Origin of the sequence: Niallia sp. M35, assembly GCF_050971705.1 — a bacterium.
In the GTDB taxonomy this organism is placed as follows: Bacteria; Bacillota; Bacilli; order Bacillales; family Cytobacillaceae; genus Niallia; species Niallia circulans_A.
In genome coordinates this window covers 94,435-118,852 of sequence record NZ_JBPCEP010000003.1, presented here as the reverse complement: position 1 = coordinate 118,852, position 24,418 = coordinate 94,435, and the positions used below count along the sequence as shown (strand labels likewise).

Annotated in this window: 23 protein-coding genes; 9 read left to right on the top strand and 14 right to left on the bottom strand. The window is 33.7% G+C overall.

Going from position 1 to position 24,418, the window contains the following annotated elements:
* Positions 1–75: 75 nt before the first annotated feature.
* Together NiCM35_RS04460 and NiCM35_RS04455 are read left to right on the top strand one after the other, a co-directional pair.
* Entirely contained in the window at positions 76–270 is a 195-nt protein-coding gene (locus tag NiCM35_RS04460) for a helix-turn-helix domain-containing protein (protein ID WP_235973392.1), read from the top strand.
* Positions 271–417: 147 nt separating this feature from the next.
* The gene (locus NiCM35_RS04455; RefSeq protein WP_123257672.1) at positions 418–1,161 is read left to right on the top strand and encodes a hypothetical protein; all 744 of its coding nucleotides are present in this window, start codon (positions 418–420) and stop codon (positions 1,159–1,161) included.
* A gap of 121 nt (positions 1,162–1,282) precedes the next feature.
* On the opposite strand, the gene NiCM35_RS04450 is transcribed toward NiCM35_RS04455, so the two are convergent.
* The 3 genes from NiCM35_RS04450 to NiCM35_RS04440 form a co-directional block, all read right to left on the bottom strand.
* Positions 1,283–2,014 (bottom strand): 3D domain-containing protein, encoded by a 732-nt coding sequence (locus tag NiCM35_RS04450; protein ID WP_095328764.1) that lies wholly within the window; start codon positions 2,012–2,014, stop codon positions 1,283–1,285.
* A 181-nt stretch (positions 2,015–2,195) separates the two neighbouring features.
* Positions 2,196–4,328 (bottom strand): PAS domain S-box protein, encoded by a 2,133-nt coding sequence (locus NiCM35_RS04445; protein WP_235850202.1) that lies wholly within the window; start codon positions 4,326–4,328, stop codon positions 2,196–2,198.
* A gap of 263 nt (positions 4,329–4,591) precedes the next feature.
* Entirely contained in the window at positions 4,592–4,777 is a 186-nt protein-coding gene (locus tag NiCM35_RS04440; protein WP_095328763.1) for a cold-inducible protein YdjO-related protein, read from the bottom strand.
* Positions 4,778–5,011: 234 nt separating this feature from the next.
* Here NiCM35_RS04440 and NiCM35_RS04435 point away from each other — a divergent pair, with 234 nt between their 5' ends.
* On the top strand, positions 5,012–6,193 hold the full coding sequence (locus tag NiCM35_RS04435; RefSeq protein WP_433778751.1) for an alanyl-tRNA editing protein: 1,182 nt from the start codon (positions 5,012–5,014) through the stop codon (positions 6,191–6,193).
* A gap of 56 nt (positions 6,194–6,249) precedes the next feature.
* Here the strand turns inward: NiCM35_RS04435 and recQ are convergent, their stop codons facing one another.
* The 4 genes from recQ to NiCM35_RS04415 all read right to left on the bottom strand — a co-directional run bounded on the left by recQ (position 6,250) and on the right by NiCM35_RS04415 (position 9,382).
* Positions 6,250–8,406: a DNA helicase RecQ gene (gene recQ / locus NiCM35_RS04430; RefSeq protein ID WP_095328761.1), complete on the bottom strand. Its 2,157-nt coding sequence runs from the start codon at positions 8,404–8,406 to the stop codon at positions 6,250–6,252.
* A 246-nt stretch (positions 8,407–8,652) separates the two neighbouring features.
* The gene (locus NiCM35_RS04425; protein ID WP_095328760.1) at positions 8,653–8,814 is read right to left on the bottom strand and encodes a YjcZ family sporulation protein; all 162 of its coding nucleotides are present in this window, start codon (positions 8,812–8,814) and stop codon (positions 8,653–8,655) included.
* Positions 8,815–8,850: 36 nt separating this feature from the next.
* Positions 8,851–8,952, bottom strand: coding sequence for a YjcZ family sporulation protein (locus NiCM35_RS04420; protein ID WP_082138378.1), 102 nt, complete (start codon positions 8,950–8,952; stop codon positions 8,851–8,853).
* 139 nt (positions 8,953–9,091) lie between these two features.
* Positions 9,092–9,382 carry a hypothetical protein gene (locus NiCM35_RS04415; RefSeq protein ID WP_095328759.1) on the bottom strand — a complete coding sequence of 97 codons (291 nt, stop codon included), beginning with the start codon at positions 9,380–9,382 and terminating at the stop codon, positions 9,092–9,094.
* A gap of 265 nt (positions 9,383–9,647) precedes the next feature.
* Here NiCM35_RS04415 and NiCM35_RS04410 point away from each other — a divergent pair, with 265 nt between their 5' ends.
* Positions 9,648–10,376 carry a ZIP family metal transporter gene (locus NiCM35_RS04410; RefSeq protein ID WP_123257670.1) on the top strand — a complete coding sequence of 243 codons (729 nt, stop codon included), beginning with the start codon at positions 9,648–9,650 and terminating at the stop codon, positions 10,374–10,376.
* A gap of 57 nt (positions 10,377–10,433) precedes the next feature.
* Here the strand turns inward: NiCM35_RS04410 and NiCM35_RS04405 are convergent, their stop codons facing one another.
* Positions 10,434–11,261: a formate/nitrite transporter family protein gene (locus tag NiCM35_RS04405; RefSeq protein ID WP_095321507.1), complete on the bottom strand. Its 828-nt coding sequence runs from the start codon at positions 11,259–11,261 to the stop codon at positions 10,434–10,436.
* Positions 11,262–11,994: 733 nt separating this feature from the next.
* Between NiCM35_RS04405 and NiCM35_RS04400 the strand changes: the two genes are divergently transcribed.
* Complete coding sequence (locus NiCM35_RS04400) at positions 11,995–13,614, top strand: ABC-F family ATP-binding cassette domain-containing protein (RefSeq protein ID WP_095328757.1); 1,620 nt, start codon at positions 11,995–11,997, stop codon at positions 13,612–13,614.
* Positions 13,615–13,856: 242 nt separating this feature from the next.
* Here the strand turns inward: NiCM35_RS04400 and NiCM35_RS04395 are convergent, their stop codons facing one another.
* Positions 13,857–15,008, bottom strand: a complete 1,152-nt coding sequence (locus tag NiCM35_RS04395) for a D-alanyl-D-alanine carboxypeptidase family protein (protein WP_095328754.1) — start codon at positions 15,006–15,008, stop codon at positions 13,857–13,859.
* Between the two features lie 157 nt (positions 15,009–15,165).
* Positions 15,166–16,119 (bottom strand): lysylphosphatidylglycerol synthase domain-containing protein, encoded by a 954-nt coding sequence (locus tag NiCM35_RS04390; protein ID WP_095328753.1) that lies wholly within the window; start codon positions 16,117–16,119, stop codon positions 15,166–15,168.
* 476 nt (positions 16,120–16,595) lie between these two features.
* On the opposite strand from NiCM35_RS04390, the gene pflB reads away from it, so the two are divergent.
* Positions 16,596–18,839, top strand: a complete 2,244-nt coding sequence (pflB, locus tag NiCM35_RS04385; RefSeq protein WP_095328752.1) for a formate C-acetyltransferase — start codon at positions 16,596–16,598, stop codon at positions 18,837–18,839.
* A 104-nt stretch (positions 18,840–18,943) separates the two neighbouring features.
* Complete coding sequence (gene pflA, locus NiCM35_RS04380) at positions 18,944–19,675, top strand: pyruvate formate-lyase-activating protein (protein WP_095328751.1); 732 nt, start codon at positions 18,944–18,946, stop codon at positions 19,673–19,675.
* A gap of 73 nt (positions 19,676–19,748) precedes the next feature.
* On the opposite strand, the gene NiCM35_RS04375 is transcribed toward pflA, so the two are convergent.
* The 4 genes from NiCM35_RS04375 to NiCM35_RS04360 form a co-directional block, all read right to left on the bottom strand.
* Complete coding sequence (locus NiCM35_RS04375; protein WP_163186885.1) at positions 19,749–19,913, bottom strand: hypothetical protein; 165 nt, start codon at positions 19,911–19,913, stop codon at positions 19,749–19,751.
* Positions 19,914–20,096: 183 nt separating this feature from the next.
* Positions 20,097–20,921 carry an NAD(+) synthase gene (nadE, locus tag NiCM35_RS04370; RefSeq protein WP_095328750.1) on the bottom strand — a complete coding sequence of 275 codons (825 nt, stop codon included), beginning with the start codon at positions 20,919–20,921 and terminating at the stop codon, positions 20,097–20,099.
* A gap of 12 nt (positions 20,922–20,933) precedes the next feature.
* On the bottom strand, positions 20,934–22,394 hold the full coding sequence (locus tag NiCM35_RS04365; protein WP_123259429.1) for a nicotinate phosphoribosyltransferase: 1,461 nt from the start codon (positions 22,392–22,394) through the stop codon (positions 20,934–20,936).
* Between the two features lie 27 nt (positions 22,395–22,421).
* On the bottom strand, positions 22,422–22,961 hold the full coding sequence (locus NiCM35_RS04360) for a cysteine hydrolase family protein (protein ID WP_123257666.1): 540 nt from the start codon (positions 22,959–22,961) through the stop codon (positions 22,422–22,424).
* Positions 22,962–23,266: 305 nt separating this feature from the next.
* On the opposite strand from NiCM35_RS04360, the gene NiCM35_RS04355 reads away from it, so the two are divergent.
* Positions 23,267–23,563: a hypothetical protein gene (locus tag NiCM35_RS04355; RefSeq protein WP_095328747.1), complete on the top strand. Its 297-nt coding sequence runs from the start codon at positions 23,267–23,269 to the stop codon at positions 23,561–23,563.
* A 29-nt stretch (positions 23,564–23,592) separates the two neighbouring features.
* Entirely contained in the window at positions 23,593–24,381 is a 789-nt protein-coding gene (gene yidC, locus NiCM35_RS04350) for a membrane protein insertase YidC (RefSeq protein WP_095328746.1), read from the top strand.
* Positions 24,382–24,418: the final 37 nt, after the last annotated feature.

The window sequence follows — 24,418 nt, the reverse complement described above, 5'->3', positions numbered from 1 at the left end:
TTTATTCTTTTATTTAATTAAATGAGGTGGACTATGAATAAAGAAATTATTAAATTTATTAGGAAAAATTACGAAATGACACAGAGAGATTTTGCCCGTGTTTTAAATTGCAGCTTTGCATTAATTGCTTTAGTGGAAGTCGGAAAGCGAAGAGTTAGTAAAGATTTAGAAAATAAGATTAGACAAACGTTTAACATTGACGATCAAGATATCGCCTCCATTACATCCATAATATCAGAAATTAGTAAAGGAATTCCTCCGTTTATGTAATTTCTAGAAGAAAATAGCAAGTACATACAGATCCCTCATGTTGTGTTTTATGTAGATACTTTCTATTTTCTTCTATTTAAAAATTATCCTCCCTGCACCCTTTTTTCTCTCTCCCAATAGGATAAAGAAGGAGAAAGGAGGGGAAAAATGCCTATTAATGAACATCACAGCAATTCTTCAAAAATTTATCTTCCCAAACTTTCTGCAGAAAGTTTAAATAATCAATCCCGTTACCACCATAATTATTTACAGGAATATCTTTTTAAACAGCACAAACAAAATGAGCAACTAATGACATTATGGAATAAATTTCAGGAAGATTCGATTGAGAAACAGAAGAAGCATCTTCAACAATTTAACGAAATCGATTCAAAATTAGAACTTAATGATTCAGCTACAAAGGAGCTTTTAACTAAATTTACTGCTTTGGATAATGAAACATCCAAAATAGAAGAACAACTTGACACTATTATCTTACTAGCGCAGGAGCAAAAAGATTTAACAGAGGAAGAATCTCTGCGGCAAACAGCTTTATTTGACCAGTTATCTTTTCAGGAGAAAGATATTGCGATGATTTCTAATAAAATGGAAGACTTTAATCAGCTTGCTACAGATGTGAAAACAAAAATCACGGAAACAGAAACGAACTATCAACATATTGCAGAAAAGCTGGATTTACAAGAAATATTTCAGCAAACCTTATTAGAAAGCATGAAGGAAACAACTGGGAGCGTCAATAAAATCAGTCGACAGCTCGACTATCTAAAAGAAGTTATCTTCGAAAGAATACACTATTTAGCGGAAAAAATAGAAAACAATATCAAAAGCATCTCACAGCCAATTCAGCGATTCTTCGTTTCTTCTGAAAAGGATGAAACGATAAAAAAATAAAATGGTAACTGGTTTATAACCAAATAAAAAAACCTAAACAATTATACGAAGATGCTAATAAAAACATTCGTATAATCGTCTAGGTTTATTTTTTGTTGGAATACTTTCCAGCACTATTTACTTAATCAAGAATTTTTACTGATACTTGTTTTCTTCCCCACTCTAATGCTTTCGCTTGAGATGGAACAAAAACATCGATTTTCTTCCCTTTAATTGCTCCACCTGTATCACCAGCAATTGCAGTACCATATCCTTCAACATAGACCTTAGAGCCAAGAGGAATTACGTTAGGATCAACTGAGATAACCTTTTTATCTGGATTATCCTTTAAATTAATTCCAGTTGCTGTAACACCAGAACAGCCTTCACAATTTGCTGTATATGCTGTTGCAGTGACTGTGATTTCTTTTGCTGCTGAATTTGTACTTTCAGCCTTTACTGTATTATCTGCTTTAACCGGCTTGTTAACTGGCTTTGATTCTGACGTTTTTTGTTCAGAACCTTCTTTGGAAACAATCAATACATCATCCTTATGTATTGTATCACTATTCAGCTTATTCCAATCCTTCAGCTGATCTACAGTTGTATTATATTTTTTAGAGATTTTCCATAGATTATCTCCCGCTTTTACTTTGTATTTCTTTACCTCTTTAATAGTAAGTGTATCATCCACTTTAATGATATCACTATCTAAATCATTCCATCTTTTTATATCATCAACACTTACCTTTTTTTCTTGTGAAATAGACCAAAGGGTATCTCCTTTTTCAACTTTCATTTCTTCTGCACCTACAAACGGAGCAGCTGTAGTTAGTATTGACGCACAAGTTAGAATAGAAAAGATTTTTTTCATTTTATACCTCCTAAAATAGCTCCAGTTGAGCTAACAGGTATAATCTTAACATGAAAAACGTCAAAAAAAAGAACAGGCAGTTGTTAATTCGATTACGTATATGACAATCCAATAACAAACACAATACGAATCGTCAGAATAATCAACTAACTTACACCTGTTTTCTTTTTAAACATATTTTTTAATGAACGGAAGGTAAGGTTATATGGAAGCTTGTTCCTTTATTTAATTCACTGTCAACATATACTTTTCCATTTAAATTCTCAATTATTTTGAAACTGACCATTAGTCCAAGTCCATTGCCTTCTTTTTTAGTTGTAAAGAAGGGCTCACCTATTTTTTTTAGTTGCTCTTTTGACATGCCAATTCCGCTGTCTTTGATTAAAATGGAAATATTCCCCTTTTCTTTTTTTACATTTATATCAATAGATCCCCCATCAGGCATTGCTTCGACCGCGTTCTTTATAAAGTTCAAGAAAACCTGTTTTAATTTATTCTCGTCACATTCTACGAAAGGATTGGAATCTTCGTAGTAGCGATTCAATTGGATTTTATTTTTTCGCAGCTGGTAATCTAAAATCGAAAGAACATTATCTATAATAGGAAGTAGCGGTTTTTTCTCTAATACAGAAACAGTCGGCTTAGAAAGAAGCATGAATTCCTCGACAATAGAGTTTACTCTTTCAATTTCATCTAGAATAATCTCAAAGTATTCCTGTCGATCTTTCTCGGTTTCATCCATACTCAAAAATTCCGCATATCCTTTTATGGAAGTTAGAGGGTTGCGGATCTCATGAGCAACACCAGCTGCTAATTGACCAATCGCGGCTAATTTATCTTGTCGATGAAGAACTTCTTCTGTTCGTTTCTTTTCTGTAATATCATTTCTAATAGCTAAGTATTGATAAGGCTTATTGTTTTTATCTAAAAAAGGGACTATAGTTGTGTCCACCCAATAATAGGAGCCATCTTTCCTTTTATTTCGGATTTCCCCCTTCCAAATTTCTCCTTTTCCAATTGTTTGCCAAACATTTCGGAAAAAATCTTTTGAATGATAGCCAGAATTTACAATACGATGGGTCTTCCCGATTAATTCCTGTCTACTATATCCGGATATCTCACAAAATTTAGAATTAACATTTGTAATAATTCCTCTTTTATCTGTAAATGCAATAATACTTGATTGTTCTAATGCATAGGTAATGTCACTTACTTCACGTACAGACTCTTCCAGTTGATGCTGAACCATTTTTTGCTCTGTAATGTCACGTCTTATTGCTACATACTGATAAGGTGCCCCCTCCTTATTTAAAAAAGGGACTATTACGGTATCAACCCAATATAGCGTACCATCCTTTGCTTTATTGAGTATCTCCCCTTTCCATATCTCCCCTTTTTTAATCGTATTCCATAATTGTCGAAAAAACTCAGGCGAATGATGGCCAGAATTCAAAATACGATGATTTTGTCCTAACAATTCCTCACGACTATACTTCGATACTTCCACAAATTTATCGTTTACATATGTAATCATTCCATTATTATCAGTAAAAGCAACGATTGCAGACTCATCCAAAGCATGCTGCATATCTCTCACATTAATTGCTCCTACATCCATTCGTTCTCCAATTAAGGTACTTGTTCCAATTAACCCACCTAAAACTAAGACAGAAACAAATAATGCAATGTAAATAATGAAGCTGCTTTGATAGGAATCCCTCACAACGGAAACTTCTGGTGCACTTACATCACTTAAGAGAATGAAATGACTGATCATACACACTCCTGTCATTAGTAAACTACATACAGGACGTATCCATTTTTTAAAAACGGCAGAGATATTAACAGGATAAAATGATAGCCATATCGAAATAAAAAATACAAAAAATAACAATAAAAAACTGATAAATAATTGCGGAATTTGATAATATACTATACTGCCGATTGAATAAAAACCAATAATGGATACTGATAATAAAGAAAGACTAAAAAAGAAAGCAGATACATAAATCCTTCTCTTCTTTTTTTTCTTATCTAATAGCGCATAAAATGCCATACCACTAAAGCATATGCCTACTACCATTGATAAGATAGTGATAGGGATATTATAGTTAGCAGTTGCATACACATTTTTAATCATCATATCAATAAAACTTAAAATCCAAAATCCAAAACCTATCGTAAATGTGCTTGCTAAAAACAAAAATCTACTATTTTTCTCTCCATTTTTTACTAATTGAAATAAATCAAACGAAGAATAGCATGCCATATATACGATTAGGATACTAATGAAAATTAATATGGAGTTATACAACAAAAATCCTCCTAATCTATTTTTTGCATTCTATTTGATTGTAAATCAAATAAAACAGATAAGAAAGCATTTTTGTATAAATGATTCACAAAATAGCCACATAACCATTCGTCTGTGGAGAGATTTAATAGTGGGATATGAAAGGACTTGAATATTTTATGAAGAAAGTCGAAGAGTTTCCTAAATAAGGATATTGATTAGGAAATCTCGACGACTTGGCACAACAAAAATAAATATATTTATCAAGTTTTCGCGATTAATAATTAATTACTGATTTGAGGAAGCTCTCTCATTTCAGCTGTTGTCTGATCTCCGCATAAAGGACAAAGAAGATCGTCTGTAGCAAAATCCTTTCTCATCCACCCGTTACAGGAATTACATGCATATACTTCCATACTCATTAACACTTCTTCCGGTTTTTCTTCCACACCTTTCCGATTAAAAAACATATGAGCACGCCCCCTTTTTAAACTATTATTGCCAGCACTTCTAATAATTATGTATGTAAACCAAAACATTGAAAGAAATAAACCACCTATTACTACTTACAATCATAATGGGTAGTACCCATTTACCATCCATTTTCTTTAAAGCGAAAAAAATGAACAAATATTTTTCAAAATCTGTAACTAAGTGTAATCGTTATGGTAATATGATGAAAACTCAACGTGAAGGAGCTAATAATGTCTACAAAGTTATTTTATTCAACTCCATATGAAACAAAATGGACAACCATCATAAAGGAAGTTATCGAAACGAAAAATCAAATTTATGTCCTTTTAAAAGAAACAGCGTTTTATCCAGAAGGTGGAGGTCAACCAGCAGATACTGGATTCATTGACGGGATTCGTGTCGTAGATGTACAGATGAAGGATAATCAAATTTATCACCTTATGGAAAGAAAACCAGAAAATAAACTCGTATCATGTGAATTAGATTGGGATAGACGATATGATCATATGCAGCAGCATACTGCTCAGCACATGTTATCAGCTGTTTTGGAAGAATTATATCAAATTCCAACAGTTAGCTTTCATTTAGGAAAAGAGTACACAACAATTGATATAGATACAGCTGATCTAACAAAGGAACAAATGACTCAACTAGAAAAATCCTGTAATTCCTATATTATGAAAAACTTAGAAATCAAAACGCATATTACAACCTATGAACAAGTGAGTAAATTTCCTTTAAGAAAGCTGCCAAAAGTAACTGGTGATATAAGAATCGTGGAAATCGATAATTGGGATTTTTCTGCATGTGCTGGAACACATGTAGGCAGAACTGGAGAATTAGGCGTCTTTAAAATATTGAAAACTGAAAAACATCGTGGTCAAACGAGGATTTTCTTTTTAAGTGGGTGGAGAGCCATTCGTGACTATCAAACAGCACAATCTATATTAGATAACTTAGGAACGTTTTTTAAAACAAATAAACTGCAGCTTGAAGATCGTGTAAATAAAGTGGAATTAGAGAAAAAGGCATTAACTAAAGAATTAGAAACACTAAAAAGAGAAAATATAGCGTTTTTAGCAGAACAAATTCTTTCGACACATACAGAAAAAGTAATTTTCCTTTCATTTGCAGACAAAACAATCAAGGATTTATCTATTCTTGCCAAATATCTATTGCAAAAACAATCTAGCAGCATTATTCTCCTGAGTTCGGAAACAGATAAAAAAATACTAATACAGCAGAATGGTGATTATCCTCTTCATTGTGGAAAGTTTCTTAAGGAAACAATCCAAGGATATGAAGGGAAAGGTGGTGGCAATGTACTGCAAGCACAAGGTACGTTCTCTTCCGTTTTACAATTAAATGCCTGCCTAAAGGAACTAAGACAAAGATTAGATGAGAGTATATAAAAAACTAAAAACGTCCTCGAGATAACGGCTCTGCCAAGATCTAGAGGTCGTTTTTGTTAATTTCGAATTTGTTGGTTTCTTTTTTCTAGCATTATCGCAACTTTAATCATAAAATAACTAATCTCTTCTGGAAGTTCTTCTTTAATGGGCTTTAATTTATCCATGCCCACTTTTTGAATTGCTTCCACTATCTTCGTTTTATCTTCTGGCTTTAGAAATTTTGTCCAATCAATCTCTATTTCTTCTTCTCCGCAGCGTAGCAGATGGTTTTCTACCGTTTGAACATTTAATTGTCTTTCTTTTGCGATTTCCTTAATGGATAATCCGCTTTTCCATAACTCAAAAGTATGGAGATGGGAATTTTCCACCTGTTTTTTTGCTCTTTTGTCTTTTTTTGTCCTTACTTCGGAAGAATGAATATCTTCCCTGTCAGCTGAATAAGTCTCCTCTTTTTGAAACGCTAAAATATGATCAATGATTACATCTCCATATTTTTGTAACTTATGGTCTCCTATCCCTTTTATCTCTCTAAATTCTTCATGCGATGTTGGCATTAGCACTGAGATATTTCGCAATGTTTGATCGGAAAATACCACAAATGGAGGAACGTTTTCTTCCTCTGCCAATTGTTTGCGAACACCTCTCAAGTAATCAAATAATGCGTTATTTTCACTAACTTTTACTGTCTCTATTTGTTCTTTTCGGACCACCCTTATTTTTCCTAAAAGAACTTCTTTTCCTTTATTGGAAACTTTTAATATTGGCATCGTACCTGTACTTACATCTATATATTGTTCAGAAATAAGGAACTCGATAAAATCACTAATTTCTTTTGCTGATTGCTCTTTCATAAGGCCATATGTTTTAATTTGATTTAATTGAAAATCCATTAATTTTTTATTTTTTGAACCAGTTAATACTTGTGCAATCATTGTTTTTCCGAATCTTTCACCCATTCTTATCATGCACGACAATACTTTTTGGGCATCCACTGTAACATCGATTACCGTCCTTTCATCTGTACAGTTCGAACATTGGCCGCATTTCTCTGTATATTCTTCACCAAAATAATGCAAGATATATTCTTGAAGACAATCTTCTGTATGACAAAAATTTATCATGGATTGTAATTTATCGAGATCTTGCTTCTGTTTATCTGGATCGCTTATTGTCTGATCAATTAGAAAACGCTGAATCCGAATATCTTGTGCTGAATATAACAATATACACTTACTCTGTAGACCGTCACGTCCTGCCCTTCCCGCTTCTTGATAATAACCCTCCATATTTTTTGGAAGCTGATAATGAATGACATACCGAATATTACTTTTATCAATCCCCATACCAAATGCATTTGTGGCAATCATAATGGATACATCATCTTTTATAAACGCTTGCTGTTCAGCCTCTCTTTGCCCATCGTTCATACCGCCATGATATTTTGCAACTGAATAGCCTTTTTTTGCTAATCTTTCATACAGTTTTTCCACCTCTTGTCTAGTCGCTGCATAAATGATCCCAGATTCCTCTTTATTTTTCTTTAAAAAGGATTCGAGAAACTTCCCTTTATCTTGCCCTTTAATAATGGAAAAAGATAAATTATCACGAGCAAAACCTGTCTTAACTGTATTTTCCCAAGGAATATTTAATAATTGACAAATATCTTCATGAACTTTAGGTGTTGCCGTTGCTGTTAACGCAGCGACAAGTGGCCTTTCCACTAATTTATTGATGAGAAAGCCAATCTTTGCGTAGCTTGGACGAAAATCATGTCCCCATTGTGAAATACAATGAGCTTCATCTACAGCAATAAAAGATAGGGAAACTTCCTTTAATAAATCTGTAAAATAATCTGCTTCTAGTCGTTCTGGTGCAATATAAAGTAATTTATAATGACCGTTTTTTATATCATATATCCTTTCCTGCACTTCTTCATTATGTAACGTACTATTAATATAAGTCGCTGGAATGCCAACTTCTGTTAGTGCATCTACTTGATCTTTCATTAAAGAAATTAAAGGGGATATAACTATCGTCAATCCAGGGAAAATCATCGCGGGCACCTGATAACAAATAGATTTCCCCCCGCCAGTTGGCATAATTCCTGCAACATTTTCACCATTTAATAATAGGCGAATAATATCTTCTTGTCCTTTTCTAAAATGGTCATATCCAAAGTACTCTTTTAAAATACTACGTGCTTTATCCATCATTACCTAAATCTCCCCACTTTTATCCGAACATATCTTTAAAATATTGTAACATTAATTGGATGAATTTTGAATGAAGCTTTATCGCTACAAGTGCTTGTCCAAATAGAAGTGTTATAGCACTCCGACAAAAAATAATAAGCAGCTTGCTAATTCCCATATAGATGAATTAGCAAGCTATCAATTATGCTAAGCTACACCCTCCTAACGGCATTAATCGAAAGTAGAGGATCAGCCTTTAATTTAAAATTATAGCCAAGCAGCTCCAACGATGATTAACAAAATGAACAGTACTACGATTAAAACAAAACCATTTCCGAATCCAAATCCTCCGCCAGTAGCTACTGGTGCAGCAACAGGTGCAGCATAACCGCATCCACAATTATCGTATCCAAATCCTCCGTAACCCATTTTATGAAACACTCCCTTTTTCTATCTTTATTCCTATCAGAAACCGACGTAGCAAGAACCTACAATTATTAATAAAATGAATAGCACTACTAGTAGAGCAAAACCTCCACCAAAACCAGCTGTATGGCCACCACTCATTTATTCCACCTCCCTCATACACATAAGCATCATATGAGTCTAGAGTTTGTCCTGTTTGGGCGTTTGAAGAAAAAGCTGAAAATATATTATAGTATGTAGACAGATTCCTTTCAGAAAGAAATCTGTCTTTAATAATCGTTTAAAAGAAAGGAATAAAGGCCAATGCAGCGATTAACCCTAAAGATACTCCTACAGCGGCTGCACCAAATCCCCAGCCCCAACCCCAGCCCCAGCCGGGTCTATTACCACGTCTATAACCATATCCGAATCCACCATGGCTCCGACGATTTCCACCTATTGGTCGAATATACACTTTATTAGGAGTGACTCTTTCGATGATTCCGGTATGAACCTCACCACTATGGGTTCGGATTCTTACACATCTTCCAACACCGTTTGAACACTGATTATAAAAATTCTTAGCAGACATTTATCACACCTCCAACCATTCATCCCTATTATCCTATGTACAAGTCTAAAAAAAGAATGGACAACTATCATAAAAGGAGAGCGGATATTTTGACTGATCATTTCATAAAATTAAATCTGAAAAATTTCCCTTCAATTACAATCAGCTTGAGGTGAACAGAATGAAAAATTGCATATTCCAAAATAGGAATACCCAATTTAAAGTAGCTTCTAAATGTGTAAATTTCAAAATAGTTGGGTAGGAATAAGAAAAAAGGAGATTTCATATGTTAGTTGCAGCAATGTGGGGGGCAATAGCAAGCCTTTCCTTACTCGTGGGATCTATCGCTGGTTTGTTTTTAATGATACCCAAAAGGATTATTGCTTATTTTATGGCTTTGGGTACTGGTATTTTAATAGGGGCCTCTTCTTTTGAGCTTTTAATTAAATCTGTACATAAAAGTGGAATCATTACAACAGCTATTACTTTTTTAACTGGTGCAGGTTTATTTACTTTAATTGAAATATTTCTCTATAAAAAGGGCGGATCCAATCGGAAACGATCACATAAAAATCCAGAAGGTCATTCCGGACTAGCTATTTATATTGGCACTCTGATGGACGCGATACCAGAATCAATGATTATAGGATTAAGTCTATTAATAACACAGAAGGTGGACATGCTCTTTTTGATCGCCATTTTCATCAGTAATTTTCCTGAATCCCTTTCTTCAACGGTGGGTCTAAAAAAAGACAACTATTCAAACAAGAAAATTTTATTTTTATGGAGCAGTGTCATCCTTATTTCCGCGATAAGCAGCTCAGTGGGATATTTATTTTTAGAGAACGCATCAGCAGTAATGCTTTCTGGAATTCAGTCATTTGGTGCCGGTGGATTAATTGCAATGGTTTGCTCCACTATGCTTCCCGAAGCTTTTGAGCAAGGAGGACCAACAGTTGGATTTGTTGCATGTATGGGATTAATCTTCTCTCTAAGCATGAGTCATCTAGGATAGAAACTGAAACTGTCGAAATATGATTTCGACAGTTTTCTGGTCAATAAAAAATGGCTGTTACTTTGCTAATGATTTAGGTGTAGTAACACGTAAAGAGGATTCATTCGTTTTTCTTTTTTTCTTAGGAAAAATATAGAGGTTTAATGCGCCAACAAAGAATGCTCCGCCAACGATATTACCGATTGTAACAGGTATTAAGTTATGTAAAGCATTTGCCAATGTAATTGTCTCTGGATGTGGTACGATGAGGGCAATAGAGAAAAGCGCCATATTAGCGACACTATGCTCATAACCAGAAATCATAAAGGCAAAGACAATTAATAATGTGGCAATTATTTTTCCGACATCCCCCTTCACATTCATCGGTATCCAAATAGCCAAACAAACCAACCAGTTACAAAGGATGCCTCGAACAAATAATTCAACTGTTGTAGCACTCATTTTAGAATTAGCAACATCCATAAGCCAAGTTGTTTTAGGAACTAAGCTAAATAAGCCTGAGTAATAGATTAGTAAAGCAAAAAATAACGCTCCAACCAAGTTGCCAAAATATGTACTAACCCAATTATAAATAGTATCTTTCCAACTAGTTGCTCCTGACAAAGTACTCATAGCAAATGCCATTGTGTTTCCTGTAAATAACTCCCCACCACCATACGAAATAAGGACTAGCGCCAACCCGAAAAATAAACTAGTCATCATATAGGTGGCAGGCGAATGAATATCGAAAAATGGTTGTGCTAAACGATAACACAGCATTAAAGCAAAACCAATGTAGATTCCTGCTAAAATGGCTTTTACAAAATAACGAAAGAAAGAATCGTCGATTGTTTCTTTCTTTTTCAATGCATAATTAATAGCCTTATCAACTGGATGAATTTCCATTGCAATACCTTCCTTTCTGTATAACATTATTATACAAAAGGAAAAGCGAATTACCTTGTGAAAAAATGAACAATTTTTAACAATTTGGTTTATAGAAAAAAACATCTCATTTACAAAAACAAATATATATTATGTACTATTCAAATAGAAATAAGCTTATAAACTCACTGTGTCGTAGTCGATAATTTACTATTCTGTTGAATTGCTACCGAAAACTGCGATCTTGGCTTTGTAAAGCTAATTTTTATACCAGATTTTTTCATTTTATTAACTAAATCAACTAGCTGTTTTTTAGCCATCATATACGACTCCTTTTTTCTTAATAGTTTTAGTGTACTAGAAATTTATGAAAAAATTATGAACAAATCATAAATAATTTTAGACAATCGTTTATTAGTTTAGAGACATATTAAAACACTATCATCTCTTCTTAATAAATTCTCTTTATTAGAAGAAAACCCTTTATTTTATGATATTTTTTTACCCTTTGGTTCTATTATCGTAAACATTTTTTCATTTTTCTATCGGGCATTTTTCATATTTTTGGTTTTTTAAGCATAAATGAATCCATAAATACTAGATTCTTATCTTGCTAAAGCAAATTATTTATTTTGGAATGCGGATAACTTTCATCTGAAAAATTCATCTAAAGAAAGATTTATTTAAAATAATTCGCGCTCTGATAGGAAAAATGATATAATTTTAAGGATATTGGAGTTTGGAGGATTTTTAAATGATAACAGTTACGAATGTAGGTCTTCGATACGGCGATCGCAAATTATTTGAAGATGTTAATATTAAATTTACACCAGGTAATTGCTACGGTTTAATCGGAGCAAACGGTGCAGGAAAATCTACTTTCCTAAAAATACTATCTGGTGAAATAGAAGCTCAATCAGGGAATGTTTCTTTAGGACCTGGAGAAAGACTTGCTGTTTTAAAGCAGAATCACTTTGAATATGAAGAACATGAAGTATTAAAAGTGGTAATAATGGGGCATGCAAGATTATATGAAGTAATGCAAGAGAAAGATGCGATTTACATGAAAGAAAATTTCACAGATGAAGATGGCATGAAAGCCGCAGAGCTTGAAGGAGAATTCGCCGAATTAAACGGATGGGAAGCAGAATCTGAAGCTGCGATTCTTTTAAAAGGATTAGGCATTGGTGAGGAGCTTCATTATAAGACAATGGCGGAATTAAACGGTTCCGATAAAGTGAAAGTGTTATTAGCGCAAGCACTTTTCGGTGAACCTGATGTTCTTTTACTAGATGAGCCTACTAACCATTTGGATATTAATGCAATTAAGTGGTTAGAGGAATTTTTAATTAACTTTGACAATACTGTAATTGTTGTGTCCCATGACAGACATTTCTTAAACAAGGTTTGTACACATATTGCAGACTTAGACTATAGTAGAATCCAAATTTATGTGGGTAACTATGATTTTTGGTATGAATCAAGTCAATTAGCTTCTAGAATGGCAAACGATGCAAACAAAAAGAAAGAAGAAAAAATTAAAGAACTTCAAAACTTTATTGCTCGATTTAGTGCAAATGCTTCTAAGTCGAAACAGGCTACTTCTCGAAAAAAATTACTTGATAAAATTTCGTTAGATGACATTAAACCTTCATCACGAAAATATCCATATGTTGCATTTACTCCTGAGCGTGAAATTGGTAATGACTTATTAAGAGTTGAAAACCTAACAAAAACCATTGACGGGGTTAAAGTTCTTGATAATGTAAGCTTTATTATGAATAAAGATGATAAGATTGCCCTAGTTGGTCCAAATGAAATTGCTAAGACTACTCTATTCCGTATTTTAGCGGGCGAAATGGAGCCAGATAGTGGCACTTATAAATGGGGAGTTACTACTTCTCAAAGTTATTTTCCAGCTGAAAACTCGGAGTATTTTAATAACGATGACGAAACTCTAGTAGACTGGCTTCGCCAATATTCTCCCAATGATCAAACAGAAAGCTTTTTAAGAGGATTTTTAGGCCGCATGTTATTTTCTGGAGAAGAAGTATTGAAAAAACCTAGCGTTTTATCAGGTGGAGAAAAAGTTCGTTGTATGTTATCTAAAATGATGCTGAGTGGCGCAAATGTTCTACTTCTAGATGAACCTACTAACCATTTAGATTTAGAATCCATCACAGCTTTAAATAATGGATTAATCAACTTTAAAGGTTCATTAATTTTCACTTCTCATGACCATCAGTTTGTATCAACAATTGCAAATCGCATTCTTGAGATTACCCCACAAGGACTTGTTGATAAGCAAATGAATTACGATGAATATTTAGAAGATGAAGCATTACAAAAAAATATTGCAAATATGTATAAATAAAAAAACTGGGATTCCCCGTTTTTCAGACTGTCGACAAACTCCTAATTCAGTAATTAGGAGTTTGTCTTAGTTTATTAAATATACATTTTTTAAATAAGAGTTGATTTCCGTTGCAGGGGTTCGCTTTCCGTGGGGCTCGCGCTGAGCCACTTCGACCTAAAGGTCTACAGGATCTCAGACTGTCTTCGCAGATCCCAGCGGAGTCTCACCCCTTCCACTAAAAACCGGGATTCCCCGTTTTTTTAACGTTTAATTGCCTTTTTTCTTATCACATAGATGAAATAAATGGCGAACGGAATAAGGAAAACTATTCCTGGAAACGAAGATTTCTTCTCGTCTCTTCCTGCTTCATCCGAAATATTCTTTTTAAACGTTTCCTCTGCTGGCTCAGCATTTGCTAATTGTACCGATTGAATAATATCATCGTTCTCATTTTTAATCATTAAAACACCAGAAGAGCTAACCTCTTCTTTTCCTTTTGTGCGTGGAACCGTTATGTTAACTTCATCTGAAGTTTCATAAGTTGTCCCCTTAGCAAAAAATGATTTTCCTCCTGGAACTAATTTATGCATATATTGACTAAAGCCATAATCCATTAGTTCTTCCGTATCATTATATACATCCTGCTTATATGTCCCTTTTAAAATAATAGCAATCAAACTTAGCTCCCCATTCTCAGCGGTAGTAGCCAAAGTCTGTTTTGATTCGTCTACAAAACCAGTTTTCCCGCCAGTCACTTTGTCGTATGGGCGACTACCGTTTACCATTTGATGATGGCTTACTAATGTAGTATCCCAAGACAGACCATCCCACTTTAATTCATCTGTGCCGAATATTTCTCTAAATGTTTCATTTTTCATGGCGTACTGGGTGATTAATGCTAAATCGTTTGCAGTTGTGTAATGATCTTTATCAAATAAACCATTTGGATTTTTGAAATGCGTGGAATGAACATTGACTTTTTCCTTTAAGTACTTGTTAATATTTGTCTCAAAATTACTAATAGAACCATCTAGGTATTCAGCAATAGCTATCGCTGCATCATTACCAGAGTTAATTAGCATTCCATCAAGTAAATGTCTCAGTGTTACTTGCTCGCCTTTCTCTAAATAAACTCTTGTCCCTTCCGCTGAATACGCGTTCTCACTTACTGTAACAATATCATCTAATTTTCCATGCTCAATCGCATAAATGGCAGTCGCTATTTTTGTTAAACTTGCCGGATACATTTTTTTATACCCATTCTTTTCATATAATACCGCTCCAGTATCACTATCTAATAAGAAAGCTGCCTCACTTATTAGTTCAGGTTCCTTATTATCTTTAGCATTACTTATAGCAGGAAAGCAAAATAATAATAATACGAAACAAAATACAATGGTCGTTTCCTTCATTTTCCCCCACCTATTATTTTCTATGTTTTAAATACCATGACTATTGTACCAAATAATTGAGAATAATAAAGGTCAATCGGGATTTTGTCACAAAAATGAAACGCTTCTGTATTTTTTTATCATTATTCAAGTATACTTTTATTGCTAAACATATAGATTATTCACTTGAAAAAGCCTTTAAATAGGCTGCCGCATTTTTCTTAATGTTTTTTCCAATTTCTATTATAAATAAAAAAGCTGCCAATAAAAATGGTAGAAGATAATATCCAATCCGATATAAAAATAGGACTATCAACATTTGTTCTGATTCAATCCCTAAAGATTCAATCCCCCATAAAAATACTAATTCAAAAGAACCCATCCCACCAGGTATCATACTGATTATTCCAGTACAAGCAGCAACTAAGAAAAGCAAGAAAAAATCCCCAATAGAAACTGGCAATGCTATTATTCTAGCGATAGAATATAAATATGCAAATAAAAATATCCATTCCAACAGAGAAACAATTATCAAACCAACTATCTGATTTTGGTCAAAGACAAAGTTATGCTGCTTGGCTTTCTGATAACTTACGAGGAGCACTGGAAATATTAATCCTACTATAATAATGGCTGCAAATATCCAAAAATGATCTTCCATTAAATTCAGTCTTCTACTATAAAGAATAGCAATCCAAGACAATAAGCTAATACCAGATAAATAAAATATCGTTACTACCGCAATCCCTTTAAATAGTTTTTTTCGGTCTTTTTCATATCTTTTATAAAAGAAATTTCGTAAGGCAATACCAATTAAACCACCAAAACCAATTAAATTTGAAAAAGAATTACTAATAAATGAATATTTACCTACTTCTACAATTGGAACACGCTTCTTTAAATGCCTTACAAGAAAAAAATCATAAAAAAACATGGGAAGAGTCGCCATGAATCCGCCTATTGCAATGTAAAACAAACTATGAAATGGGATAGTCTGTAAATATTCATATAATTGGTTTATATCCGCTGATACAATCATGTTTTTAATTTCTCTTAAAACGATGATAAATATAACAATCGGCAGTAGTATCTTCGCTATATTGATCAAGATTTCTTTTTTTCTGATTGACATATTTACACCTCATACATTTCGCTTATGTTAATTCTAGTATTAGAGACCTAAAATTAATCTTACCTTATATATGGAAGAAAAGAAACGGAACTTTTTTCAAAAATTTTTATGTAAATAGCTTTATTACTTTCCAATAGTATGGACAAAATGAATAGCAATATTCTATTACAAGGAAAACATCTCCACTTCCTTTCTCTTTCCTCCACGATGAATACTTACCCTATTGTATAACAGAATAGAGAAAAAATCATAAATTTATATAACAGATATAAAAGATATTTTCCAACCTTCTTCTTTTACCCTTTTAAAACCACCTCTATAAACCCTTGGTATTATTAGAGTTCACATATACGACACAGAAAATTCGCAAGATGTACACAATTATTGTGATTGTTCTCACATATTATCTGTTATAGTTAAAACAGAAAGAAAAAAGCTTTCTGTTATATATTTTATTAAATCATGAGGTGATTATAATGGAAAAAGTTGAAACAACTAATTATTGGGAAGGCTTTAAAAATGGATCTTGGCAGAAAGAAGTAAATGTTCGTGATTTCATCCTGAAAAACTTTAAACCATATTATGGAGATTCTGCTTTCTTATCAGGTCCTACATTAGAAACTACACAATTATGGGAACAAGTAATGGAATTAAGTAAACTAGAAAGAGAACGAGGCGGTGTTTATGATTTAGATACTGATATCGTATCAACCATTACCTCTCACGGCCCTGGCTATTTAGATAAAACAAAAGAAAAAATCGTCGGTGTACAAACAGATGAACCTTTCAAACGCTCTTTCCAACCTAACGGCGGTATTAGAATGGCTGTTCAAGCTTGTGAATCATACGGCTATAAAGCGGATGAAGAATTAGTGAAATTCTTTACTGAACATCGTAAAACCCATAACGCAGGAGTTTTTGATGCTTATACAGATGAAATGAGATTAGCTAGAAAAGCTGCAATCATTACAGGTCTTCCTGATGCATATGGTCGTGGAAGAATTATTGGTGACTATCGTCGCGTTGCACTTTATGGTGTCGATTTCTTAATTAATGAAAAACAAAAAGACAAAAAAGCAACAAGTTCTGTTATGACAGAAGAAACAATCCGATTAAGAGAAGAACTTTCTGAACAAATTCGTGCTCTACATGAATTAAAAGAATTAGGTGCAAGCTATGGCTTTGATTTATCACGACCAGCAGCAAATGCCCAAGAAGCATTCCAATGGGTTTATCTTGCCTACCTTGCAGCAATAAAAGAACAAAACGGTGCTGCAATGAGCTTAGGGCGTGTATCTACCTTCTTAGATATTTATGTAGAAAGAGACTTAGAAAATGGCACATTAACAGAAAAAGAAGTACAAGAAATAGTGGATCACTTTATTATGAAGTTACGCCTGGTAAAATTTGCTCGTACACCTGACTATAATGAATTATTCAGCGGCGACCCTACTTGGGTAACCGAATCAATTGGCGGTATGGCTAATGACGGTAGACCTTTAGTAACAAAGAACTCTTTCCGTTTCCTTCATACTTTAGATAACTTAGGACCTGCACCGGAGCCAAACTTAACTGTTCTATGGTCTACACAGTTACCAGACAACTTTAAAAAATTCTGTGCGCAAATGTCGATTCAAACAAGTGCAATCCAATATGAAAATGATGATATTATGAAACCTCAATGGGGCGATGATTACGGAATCGCATGTTGTGTATCAGCAATGGAAATTGGTAAACAAATGCAGTTCTTTGGAGCTCGTGCCAACCTTGCTAAATGTTTATTATATGCAATTAATGGTGGTAAAGATGAGAAATTAAAAATCCAGGTTGGACCTAAATTTGAACCAATCACTTCTGAATACCTAGACTATAAAGAGGTTACCGAAAAATTTGATAATATGATGGAATGGTTAGCTGGCCTCTATATCAACACATTAAATGTTATCCATTATATGCATGACAAATACAGCTATGAAAGAATTGAAATGGCTCTTCATGACACAGAGATTCTTCGGACAATGGCTACAGGTATTGCAGGATTAAGCGTAGTTACAGACTCATTAAGTGCCATAAAACATGGAAAAGTTAAAGTTATTAGAGACGAAAACGGTCTTGCTGTAGATTTCGAAATGGAAGGAGATTTCCCTAAATACGGTAACAACGATGATGCAGTGGATAGTATTGCAGTTGAGATAGTTGAAAGCTTTATGAAAAAACTACGTAAACATCAAACATATCGCAATTCTATGCATACTATGTCTATCTTAACCATCACTTCTAACGTTGTATATGGTAAGAAAACAGGTAATACTCCAGACGGCCGTCGTGCAGGGGAACCTTTTGCTCCAGGAGCTAACCCTATGCATGGCCGTGATACAAAAGGAACTTTAGCATCTCTATCTTCTGTTGCTAAGTTACCTTACGATTATTCATTAGATGGTATTTCGAATACCTTCTCCATTGTGCCAAAAGCTTTAGGTAAAGAAGAAGATATTCGTGCAAATAACTTAGTATCAATTTTAGATGGCTATGCAACAAAAGCTGGGCACCACTTAAATGTTAACGTATTTAATAGAGAAACATTATTAGATGCTATGGAACATCCAGAATTATACCCGCAATTAACTATTCGTGTATCTGGATATGCAGTTAACTTTATCAAATTAACTCGTGAGCAACAACAAGACGTTATTAGTCGTACTTTCCATGAATCCATGTAATTCTTAAAGACTGGGCTGAGGGATTTTCTTATTCCCTCTCCCCCTCTTCTTACAGTGCTACTACTATACTGGATTGTGGGTTTATTATAAGGAGGAAAATAATCATGAACGGCAATATACATTCAATAGAAACATTTGGAACAGTAGATGGCCCAGGCATTCGCTATGTAGTGTTTACCCAAGGCTGCTTACTTCGCTGCCAATTTTGTCATAATGCAGACACTTGGGAAATTGGTACAGGAAAGCAAATGTCTGTTATGGACATTATCAATGATTTAAAAACATACCTTCCTTTTATCGAACCATCTGGTGGTGGTATTACTGTAAGTGGCGGGGAACCTTTATTACAAATACCATTTTTAATAGAATTATTTAAAGAGTGTAAAAAACTTGGTATTCATACAACGATTGACTCTTCTGGTGGTTGTTACTCAAAAGCCCCTTCTTTCCAAGCACAATTAGATGAATTAATGCAATATACTGATTTAGTCTTGCTTGATTTAAAACATATCGACCGTAAAAAACATATTAAATTAACTGGTATGGGAAATGATCATATTTTAGATTTTGCAACCTATTTATCAAATAAGAAAATCCCTATTTGGGTAAGACATGTTTTAGTACCTACAATTAATGATACAGAAGAAGATTTAACGAGACTAAGTGATTTCATTGCAAAACTTGAAAATGTAGAAAAAATTGATATACTCCCCTATCATAAGTTAGGTGTATATAAATGGGAGACGCTCGGATTAGAATATCCTTTAAAAGACATCGAACCACCTACACAAGAATCAGTTGATTTTGCGACTGCTATTTTAAATAGAATGATGTAAAGATTTAAAAACATAGATAAGAGGCATTAATTCACAATGTGATATCAATGCCTCTTACTAGCTATTCTCCTATTTAAGCATCACGATTAGCGTATGGGGGGTATGGCGGATATGGCGGTTTTGGTGGTTTGTGTGGACAACATGACTTCTTCTTGCAGCCTACAGATAATTCAGATTCAAAGGATATAGGGATATTTAAGAGTGTAACTTCTACGTCTAAACCTAGAATTTTAATCATTTATTTCCCTCCTATAATTTTTTTCGTACAAAATATTGTTAAACAACATTTACATATTTTGTACTTACATTATAGAGTATGTTAATTATTGGTACATGTTTGTGCTGTGTCATTAATTTAAGAGAGAAAATTGCCAAGAAAAAGAGACCGACAATTAATTTATCGGTCTCTTTTTCTTTTCTACTATTCTTTCCACCATTCATCAAACATTGATGCAGGTACTTGTCTCTTATGCTCTGTCAATAAGTACCGAGCTTCAATCTTCTCTGCCACATCTTGTGTAACTTCTTTTCCTTCTAAATAATCATCTAATTGGTCATAAGTAATACCAAGTTCGGTTTCATCTGCTTGCCCTGGTTTATTATCTAATAAATCGGCAGTTGGCACTTTCAAATAAAGAGCCTCTTCTGCATTCAACTCTTTTAATAATTGTTTTCCTTGTCTTTTTGATAATCCTGTTAATGGTAGAACATCCGCACCGCCATCTCCATACTTTGTAAAGAATCCTGTAACAGCTTCGGCAGCATGATCAGTACCTATCACTAGTAAATTTTCTTGTCCGCCAATTGCATATTGTGCAATCATTCGCATTCTAGCTTTTACATTTCCCTTATGATAATCAGCTAATGGCGTGTCACTCATGTCATCATAAACAGTTTTCACGTCGTCAACAGGATTTTTAATATTAAATACATATTCCTTATCCGCTTTTATAAATTCCAATGCACGTTTTGCATCTACTTCATCTGCTTGAACTCCATATGGCAATCTTACAGCTACAAAAGTTGCATTATAGCCTTCTGCACGTAATTCTTCTACTGCTAATTGTGCCAGTCTTCCTGCTAAAGATGAATCTTGGCCACCACTAATTCCCAAAACAAATCCTTTTGCTTTCGCTTTTTTAGCGTAATCCTTTAAAAATTGAACTCTTTTTTCAATTTCTTGTTTTGGATTAATTTCAGGTTGTACATTTAAATCCTTCATAATTCTTTCTTGTAAATCTCGCATGCTATTTCCTCCTCATTTGCGATTTTGAATAGATACTTTGACCTTTTCTATATGACTCATTTTATTTTCCCAGCATAATGGGCTTAAATCTACAGGATATTCCTCAGGATTTAAGGAACGCTTATATTCATCCCAAAGTATTTCTAAGCTTTGCTCTGAGTACTTTTGAATGCTCATGATATCAGGGGTTGCATATATTAACTTACCATCCTTAAAAATATCTTGATGGATATCTACTGCAGTAAAATTAGTCACAAATTTGCTTATATACGTATGGGTTGGATGAAACATCTTTAAGCGTTCTTCGTTTTCAGGATGTTCGGATTCTAAACAAATATAATCCCCTTCTGATTTACCATTTATATCATTTATAATTCGATATACCCTTTTTAACCCAGGTGTAGTCACTTTTTCTGGATTCCCGCTAATTTTAATCGTATCTTGCATGTTGCCTTCTTCATCTTCAATAGATACAAGCTTATATACGCCCCCAAGTGCTGGCTGATCATATGCTGTAATTAATTTGGTTCCTATTCCCCAAATATCTATTTTTGCCCCTTGTGCTTTTAAGTTAATTATCGTGTATTCATCTAGATCATTACTTGCAACTATTTTTGTATCATAGAAACCTGCTTCATCTAGCATTTTTCTTGCTTCTTTTGATAAATAAGCTAAATCACCGCTATCCAAGCGAATCCCTCGGAAGTTTATGCTATCGCCTAATTCCTTTGCAACACGAATAGCATTAGGGACGCCTGACCGCAAAGTATCATATGTGTCTACCAAAAAAACGCACTCCTTATGTCTTCGCGCATATTTATGAAAAGCTATATACTCATCATGATAGGCTTGAATCATAGAATGAGCATGCGTTCCAGAAATCGGAATACCGAATAATTTACCCGCTCTGACATTTGAGGTGGAATTAAAACCACCGATAAAAGCAGCTCTTGTTCCCCATAGTGCTGCATCTAGTTCATGTGCACGTCTACTTCCAAACTCCATTACGATTCCATCACCAATAACATTTTTAATTCTGGAAGCTTTCGTTGCAATTAATGTTTGGTAATTCACAATGTTTAAGATGGCCGTTTCGACAATTTGTGCTTGCGCAAGTGGTGCTTCAATTCTCATTAATGGTTCATTTGCGAAAACCACTTCTCCTTCTGCTGCTGACCGTAGACTTCCAGTAAAACGCAGATCTTTCAAATAAGCTAGGAAGTCTTCTTTAAAGCCTTCTTGTCTTAAATACTCAATATCCCCTTCAGAAAATTGCAGATTCTCTAGATATTGAATCACTCGCTCTAAACCAGCGAAAACAGCATAGCCATTATTAAAAGGTAATTTTCTAAAATACACTTCAAAAACAGCATTCTTTTCAGCAATGCCATCCTCCCAGTAAGTTTCAGCCATATTAATTTGATATAAGTCCGTATGTAACATTAAACTGTCATCTTTAAAATTAAAACTCATTATAGTCCTCCTGCAACCCCTAAACGACTAAAGGATAGTAGCCCCTAGTACATTTTTAAAATGTTCCAATGCCCATTGATGGCCAATTTCATTAAATGAAGCAACGGCATTTTCATATATATGAATATTATAACCAAGATTATAAGCATCTACAGCAGTATGTAGCACACATATATCTGTACAAACGCCAACTAGATAAATATCTTTGATGGATCTCTCTTGCAATTTTATATGTAAATCGGTGCCTGCAAAAGCACTGTATCTAGTTTTATCCATCCAATACACATTGGTTAAATCTTTGTGATCTTCATAAGTCTTTTGAAGTGTTCCATATAAATCTCTTCCTCTTGATTCAGCAATATTATGAGGTGGAAATAGCCTTGATTCTGGATGATATGGATCATTTAATGTATGCAAATCAATTGCAAATACAGTTAAATCATCATTATCGATAAAATTCTTCGTAATTTTTACTATTTCATTCTCAATTGCAATGCCTGGTTCACCACATGGTAGATTGCCTTCTACGAAGTCAAAAGTGTAATCAATATTAATTAGAGCTTTCATTAAATCCCCCCTTAATTTTTACAGAACTTATTAAAAACATCCTATAAGAAAACACCTTGATTTATATTAAAACTATCATTTATTATACCATTCATTTTATTTTTTCCTATTGTAAATACTTAATTATTCCTGATTTTATGCAAATAGTACCTCTTGAAGGGTAATATCTTTTATCATTCAGCATTAAAAAATGTCATAAAATATACTTAATATTTGTAATCTTGACCTTTATCTCTAGTTGTTAATTGCTTTTCAGCCCTAGTTTCGATATAATTTTATTTGTTCACTAATAATGAGGTGTATAAATGATTGATTTATTATTAGACTTAACGTTTTTTCCTAGTTATCAAACGGTTTACTATACATTTTTAGTAGGTCTAGTACTGAAATATTTATGGGATTGGAACATTAAGACAACGGTTCAGCAAGAATTCTTTGCAACAGATCAAAGGTTGTCATTAGATGTTTCCATTACAACGATAAATATGAATGTTCAAAAATATAATACTCCTATTTTGCACTGGATTGTTAAAAATATCCGTAAAAGAATAGAGAGTTCACATGATGATCCAGAGAAACCAATTACCTCCTTTGTTAGCTAGTATTTAATTAACAATTTGGAGGAATTACAATGAAAAAATTATCAAAAAATACATTATTAATCATGCTATTAGGTTTATCAACTATTTTACTGAGTGCTTGTTCTTCATCAGCAAGCGGAAATAATGATGGATTTTTCCATAAAATATTTGTTGAACCATTCACGGCAATTATTCACGGAACAGCAGATGTATTTGCTGGAAGCTACGGCCTTGCGATTATTCTGATCACTTTAGTAATTCGACTTGTCTTAATGCCTTTAATGCTGAAGCAATATAAAAAACAACAATTAATGAAATCCAAAATGGATACAATTAAACCTGAAATGGAAGCAATTCAGAAAAAGATTAAGGCCACTAAAGATCAAAAAGAACAGCAAAAACTGCAAATGGAAATGATGGATCTTTACAAAAAAAATAATATTAACCCACTTAATATTGGATGTTTACCAATGCTGATTCAAATGCCGATTTTAATGGGATTCTATTATGCAATACGTGGTTCTCAAGAAATAGCTAGCCACTCCTTTTTATGGTTTAATTTAGGACAGTCAGATTTAATTCTAACCGCGTTAGCAGGTATTGTTTATTATTTACAATTTAGAGTATCGCAAAGTACCATGACACAAGAACAACAAAAGCAAATGAGTAAAATAGGATTGATTTCTCCTATTATGATTGTAATAGTGTCTTTAAATGCTCCAGCAGCTCTACCACTATATTGGACAGTCGGTGGAACTTTCCTTATCTTCCAGTCTTTAATCGGAAGAAAACTATATCCACCTCAACCTAGTAATACAAAGGTAGCTACAGACAAATAAGTAATAAAGGACAAATTTTACGTGATAAAGCATTAAG

Coding starts and splice junctions, on each gene's coding strand:
- yidC (WP_095328746.1), top strand. CDS start 23,593: ATGAAAAAATTATCAAAAAATACATTATTAATCATGCTATTAGGTTTA.
- NiCM35_RS04375 (WP_163186885.1), bottom strand. CDS start 19,913: ATGATTAAAATTCTAGGTTTAGACGTAGAAGTTACACTCTTAAATATC.
- NiCM35_RS04425 (WP_095328760.1), bottom strand. CDS start 8,814: ATGGGTTACGGAGGATTTGGATACGATAATTGTGGATGCGGTTATGCT.
- nadE (WP_095328750.1), bottom strand. CDS start 20,921: ATGCGAGATTTACAAGAAAGAATTATGAAGGATTTAAATGTACAACCT.
- NiCM35_RS04360 (WP_123257666.1), bottom strand. CDS start 22,961: ATGAAAGCTCTAATTAATATTGATTACACTTTTGACTTCGTAGAAGGC.
- NiCM35_RS04390 (WP_095328753.1), bottom strand. CDS start 16,119: ATGTCAATCAGAAAAAAAGAAATCTTGATCAATATAGCGAAGATACTA.
- NiCM35_RS04440 (WP_095328763.1), bottom strand. CDS start 4,777: ATGTTTTTTAATCGGAAAGGTGTGGAAGAAAAACCGGAAGAAGTGTTA.
- NiCM35_RS04365 (WP_123259429.1), bottom strand. CDS start 22,394: ATGAGTTTTAATTTTAAAGATGACAGTTTAATGTTACATACGGACTTA.
- NiCM35_RS04460 (WP_235973392.1), top strand. CDS start 76: ATGACACAGAGAGATTTTGCCCGTGTTTTAAATTGCAGCTTTGCATTA.
- recQ (WP_095328761.1), bottom strand. CDS start 8,406: ATGATGGATAAAGCACGTAGTATTTTAAAAGAGTACTTTGGATATGAC.
- NiCM35_RS04435 (WP_433778751.1), top strand. CDS start 5,012: ATGTCTACAAAGTTATTTTATTCAACTCCATATGAAACAAAATGGACA.
- NiCM35_RS04410 (WP_123257670.1), top strand. CDS start 9,648: ATGTTAGTTGCAGCAATGTGGGGGGCAATAGCAAGCCTTTCCTTACTC.
- NiCM35_RS04420 (WP_082138378.1), bottom strand. CDS start 8,952: ATGAGTGGTGGCCATACAGCTGGTTTTGGTGGAGGTTTTGCTCTACTA.
- NiCM35_RS04455 (WP_123257672.1), top strand. CDS start 418: ATGCCTATTAATGAACATCACAGCAATTCTTCAAAAATTTATCTTCCC.
- NiCM35_RS04450 (WP_095328764.1), bottom strand. CDS start 2,014: ATGAAAAAAATCTTTTCTATTCTAACTTGTGCGTCAATACTAACTACA.
- pflB (WP_095328752.1), top strand. CDS start 16,596: ATGGAAAAAGTTGAAACAACTAATTATTGGGAAGGCTTTAAAAATGGA.
- NiCM35_RS04415 (WP_095328759.1), bottom strand. CDS start 9,382: ATGTCTGCTAAGAATTTTTATAATCAGTGTTCAAACGGTGTTGGAAGA.
- NiCM35_RS04395 (WP_095328754.1), bottom strand. CDS start 15,008: ATGAAGGAAACGACCATTGTATTTTGTTTCGTATTATTATTATTTTGC.
- pflA (WP_095328751.1), top strand. CDS start 18,944: ATGAACGGCAATATACATTCAATAGAAACATTTGGAACAGTAGATGGC.
- NiCM35_RS04400 (WP_095328757.1), top strand. CDS start 11,995: ATGATAACAGTTACGAATGTAGGTCTTCGATACGGCGATCGCAAATTA.
- NiCM35_RS04355 (WP_095328747.1), top strand. CDS start 23,267: ATGATTGATTTATTATTAGACTTAACGTTTTTTCCTAGTTATCAAACG.
- NiCM35_RS04405 (WP_095321507.1), bottom strand. CDS start 11,261: ATGGAAATTCATCCAGTTGATAAGGCTATTAATTATGCATTGAAAAAG.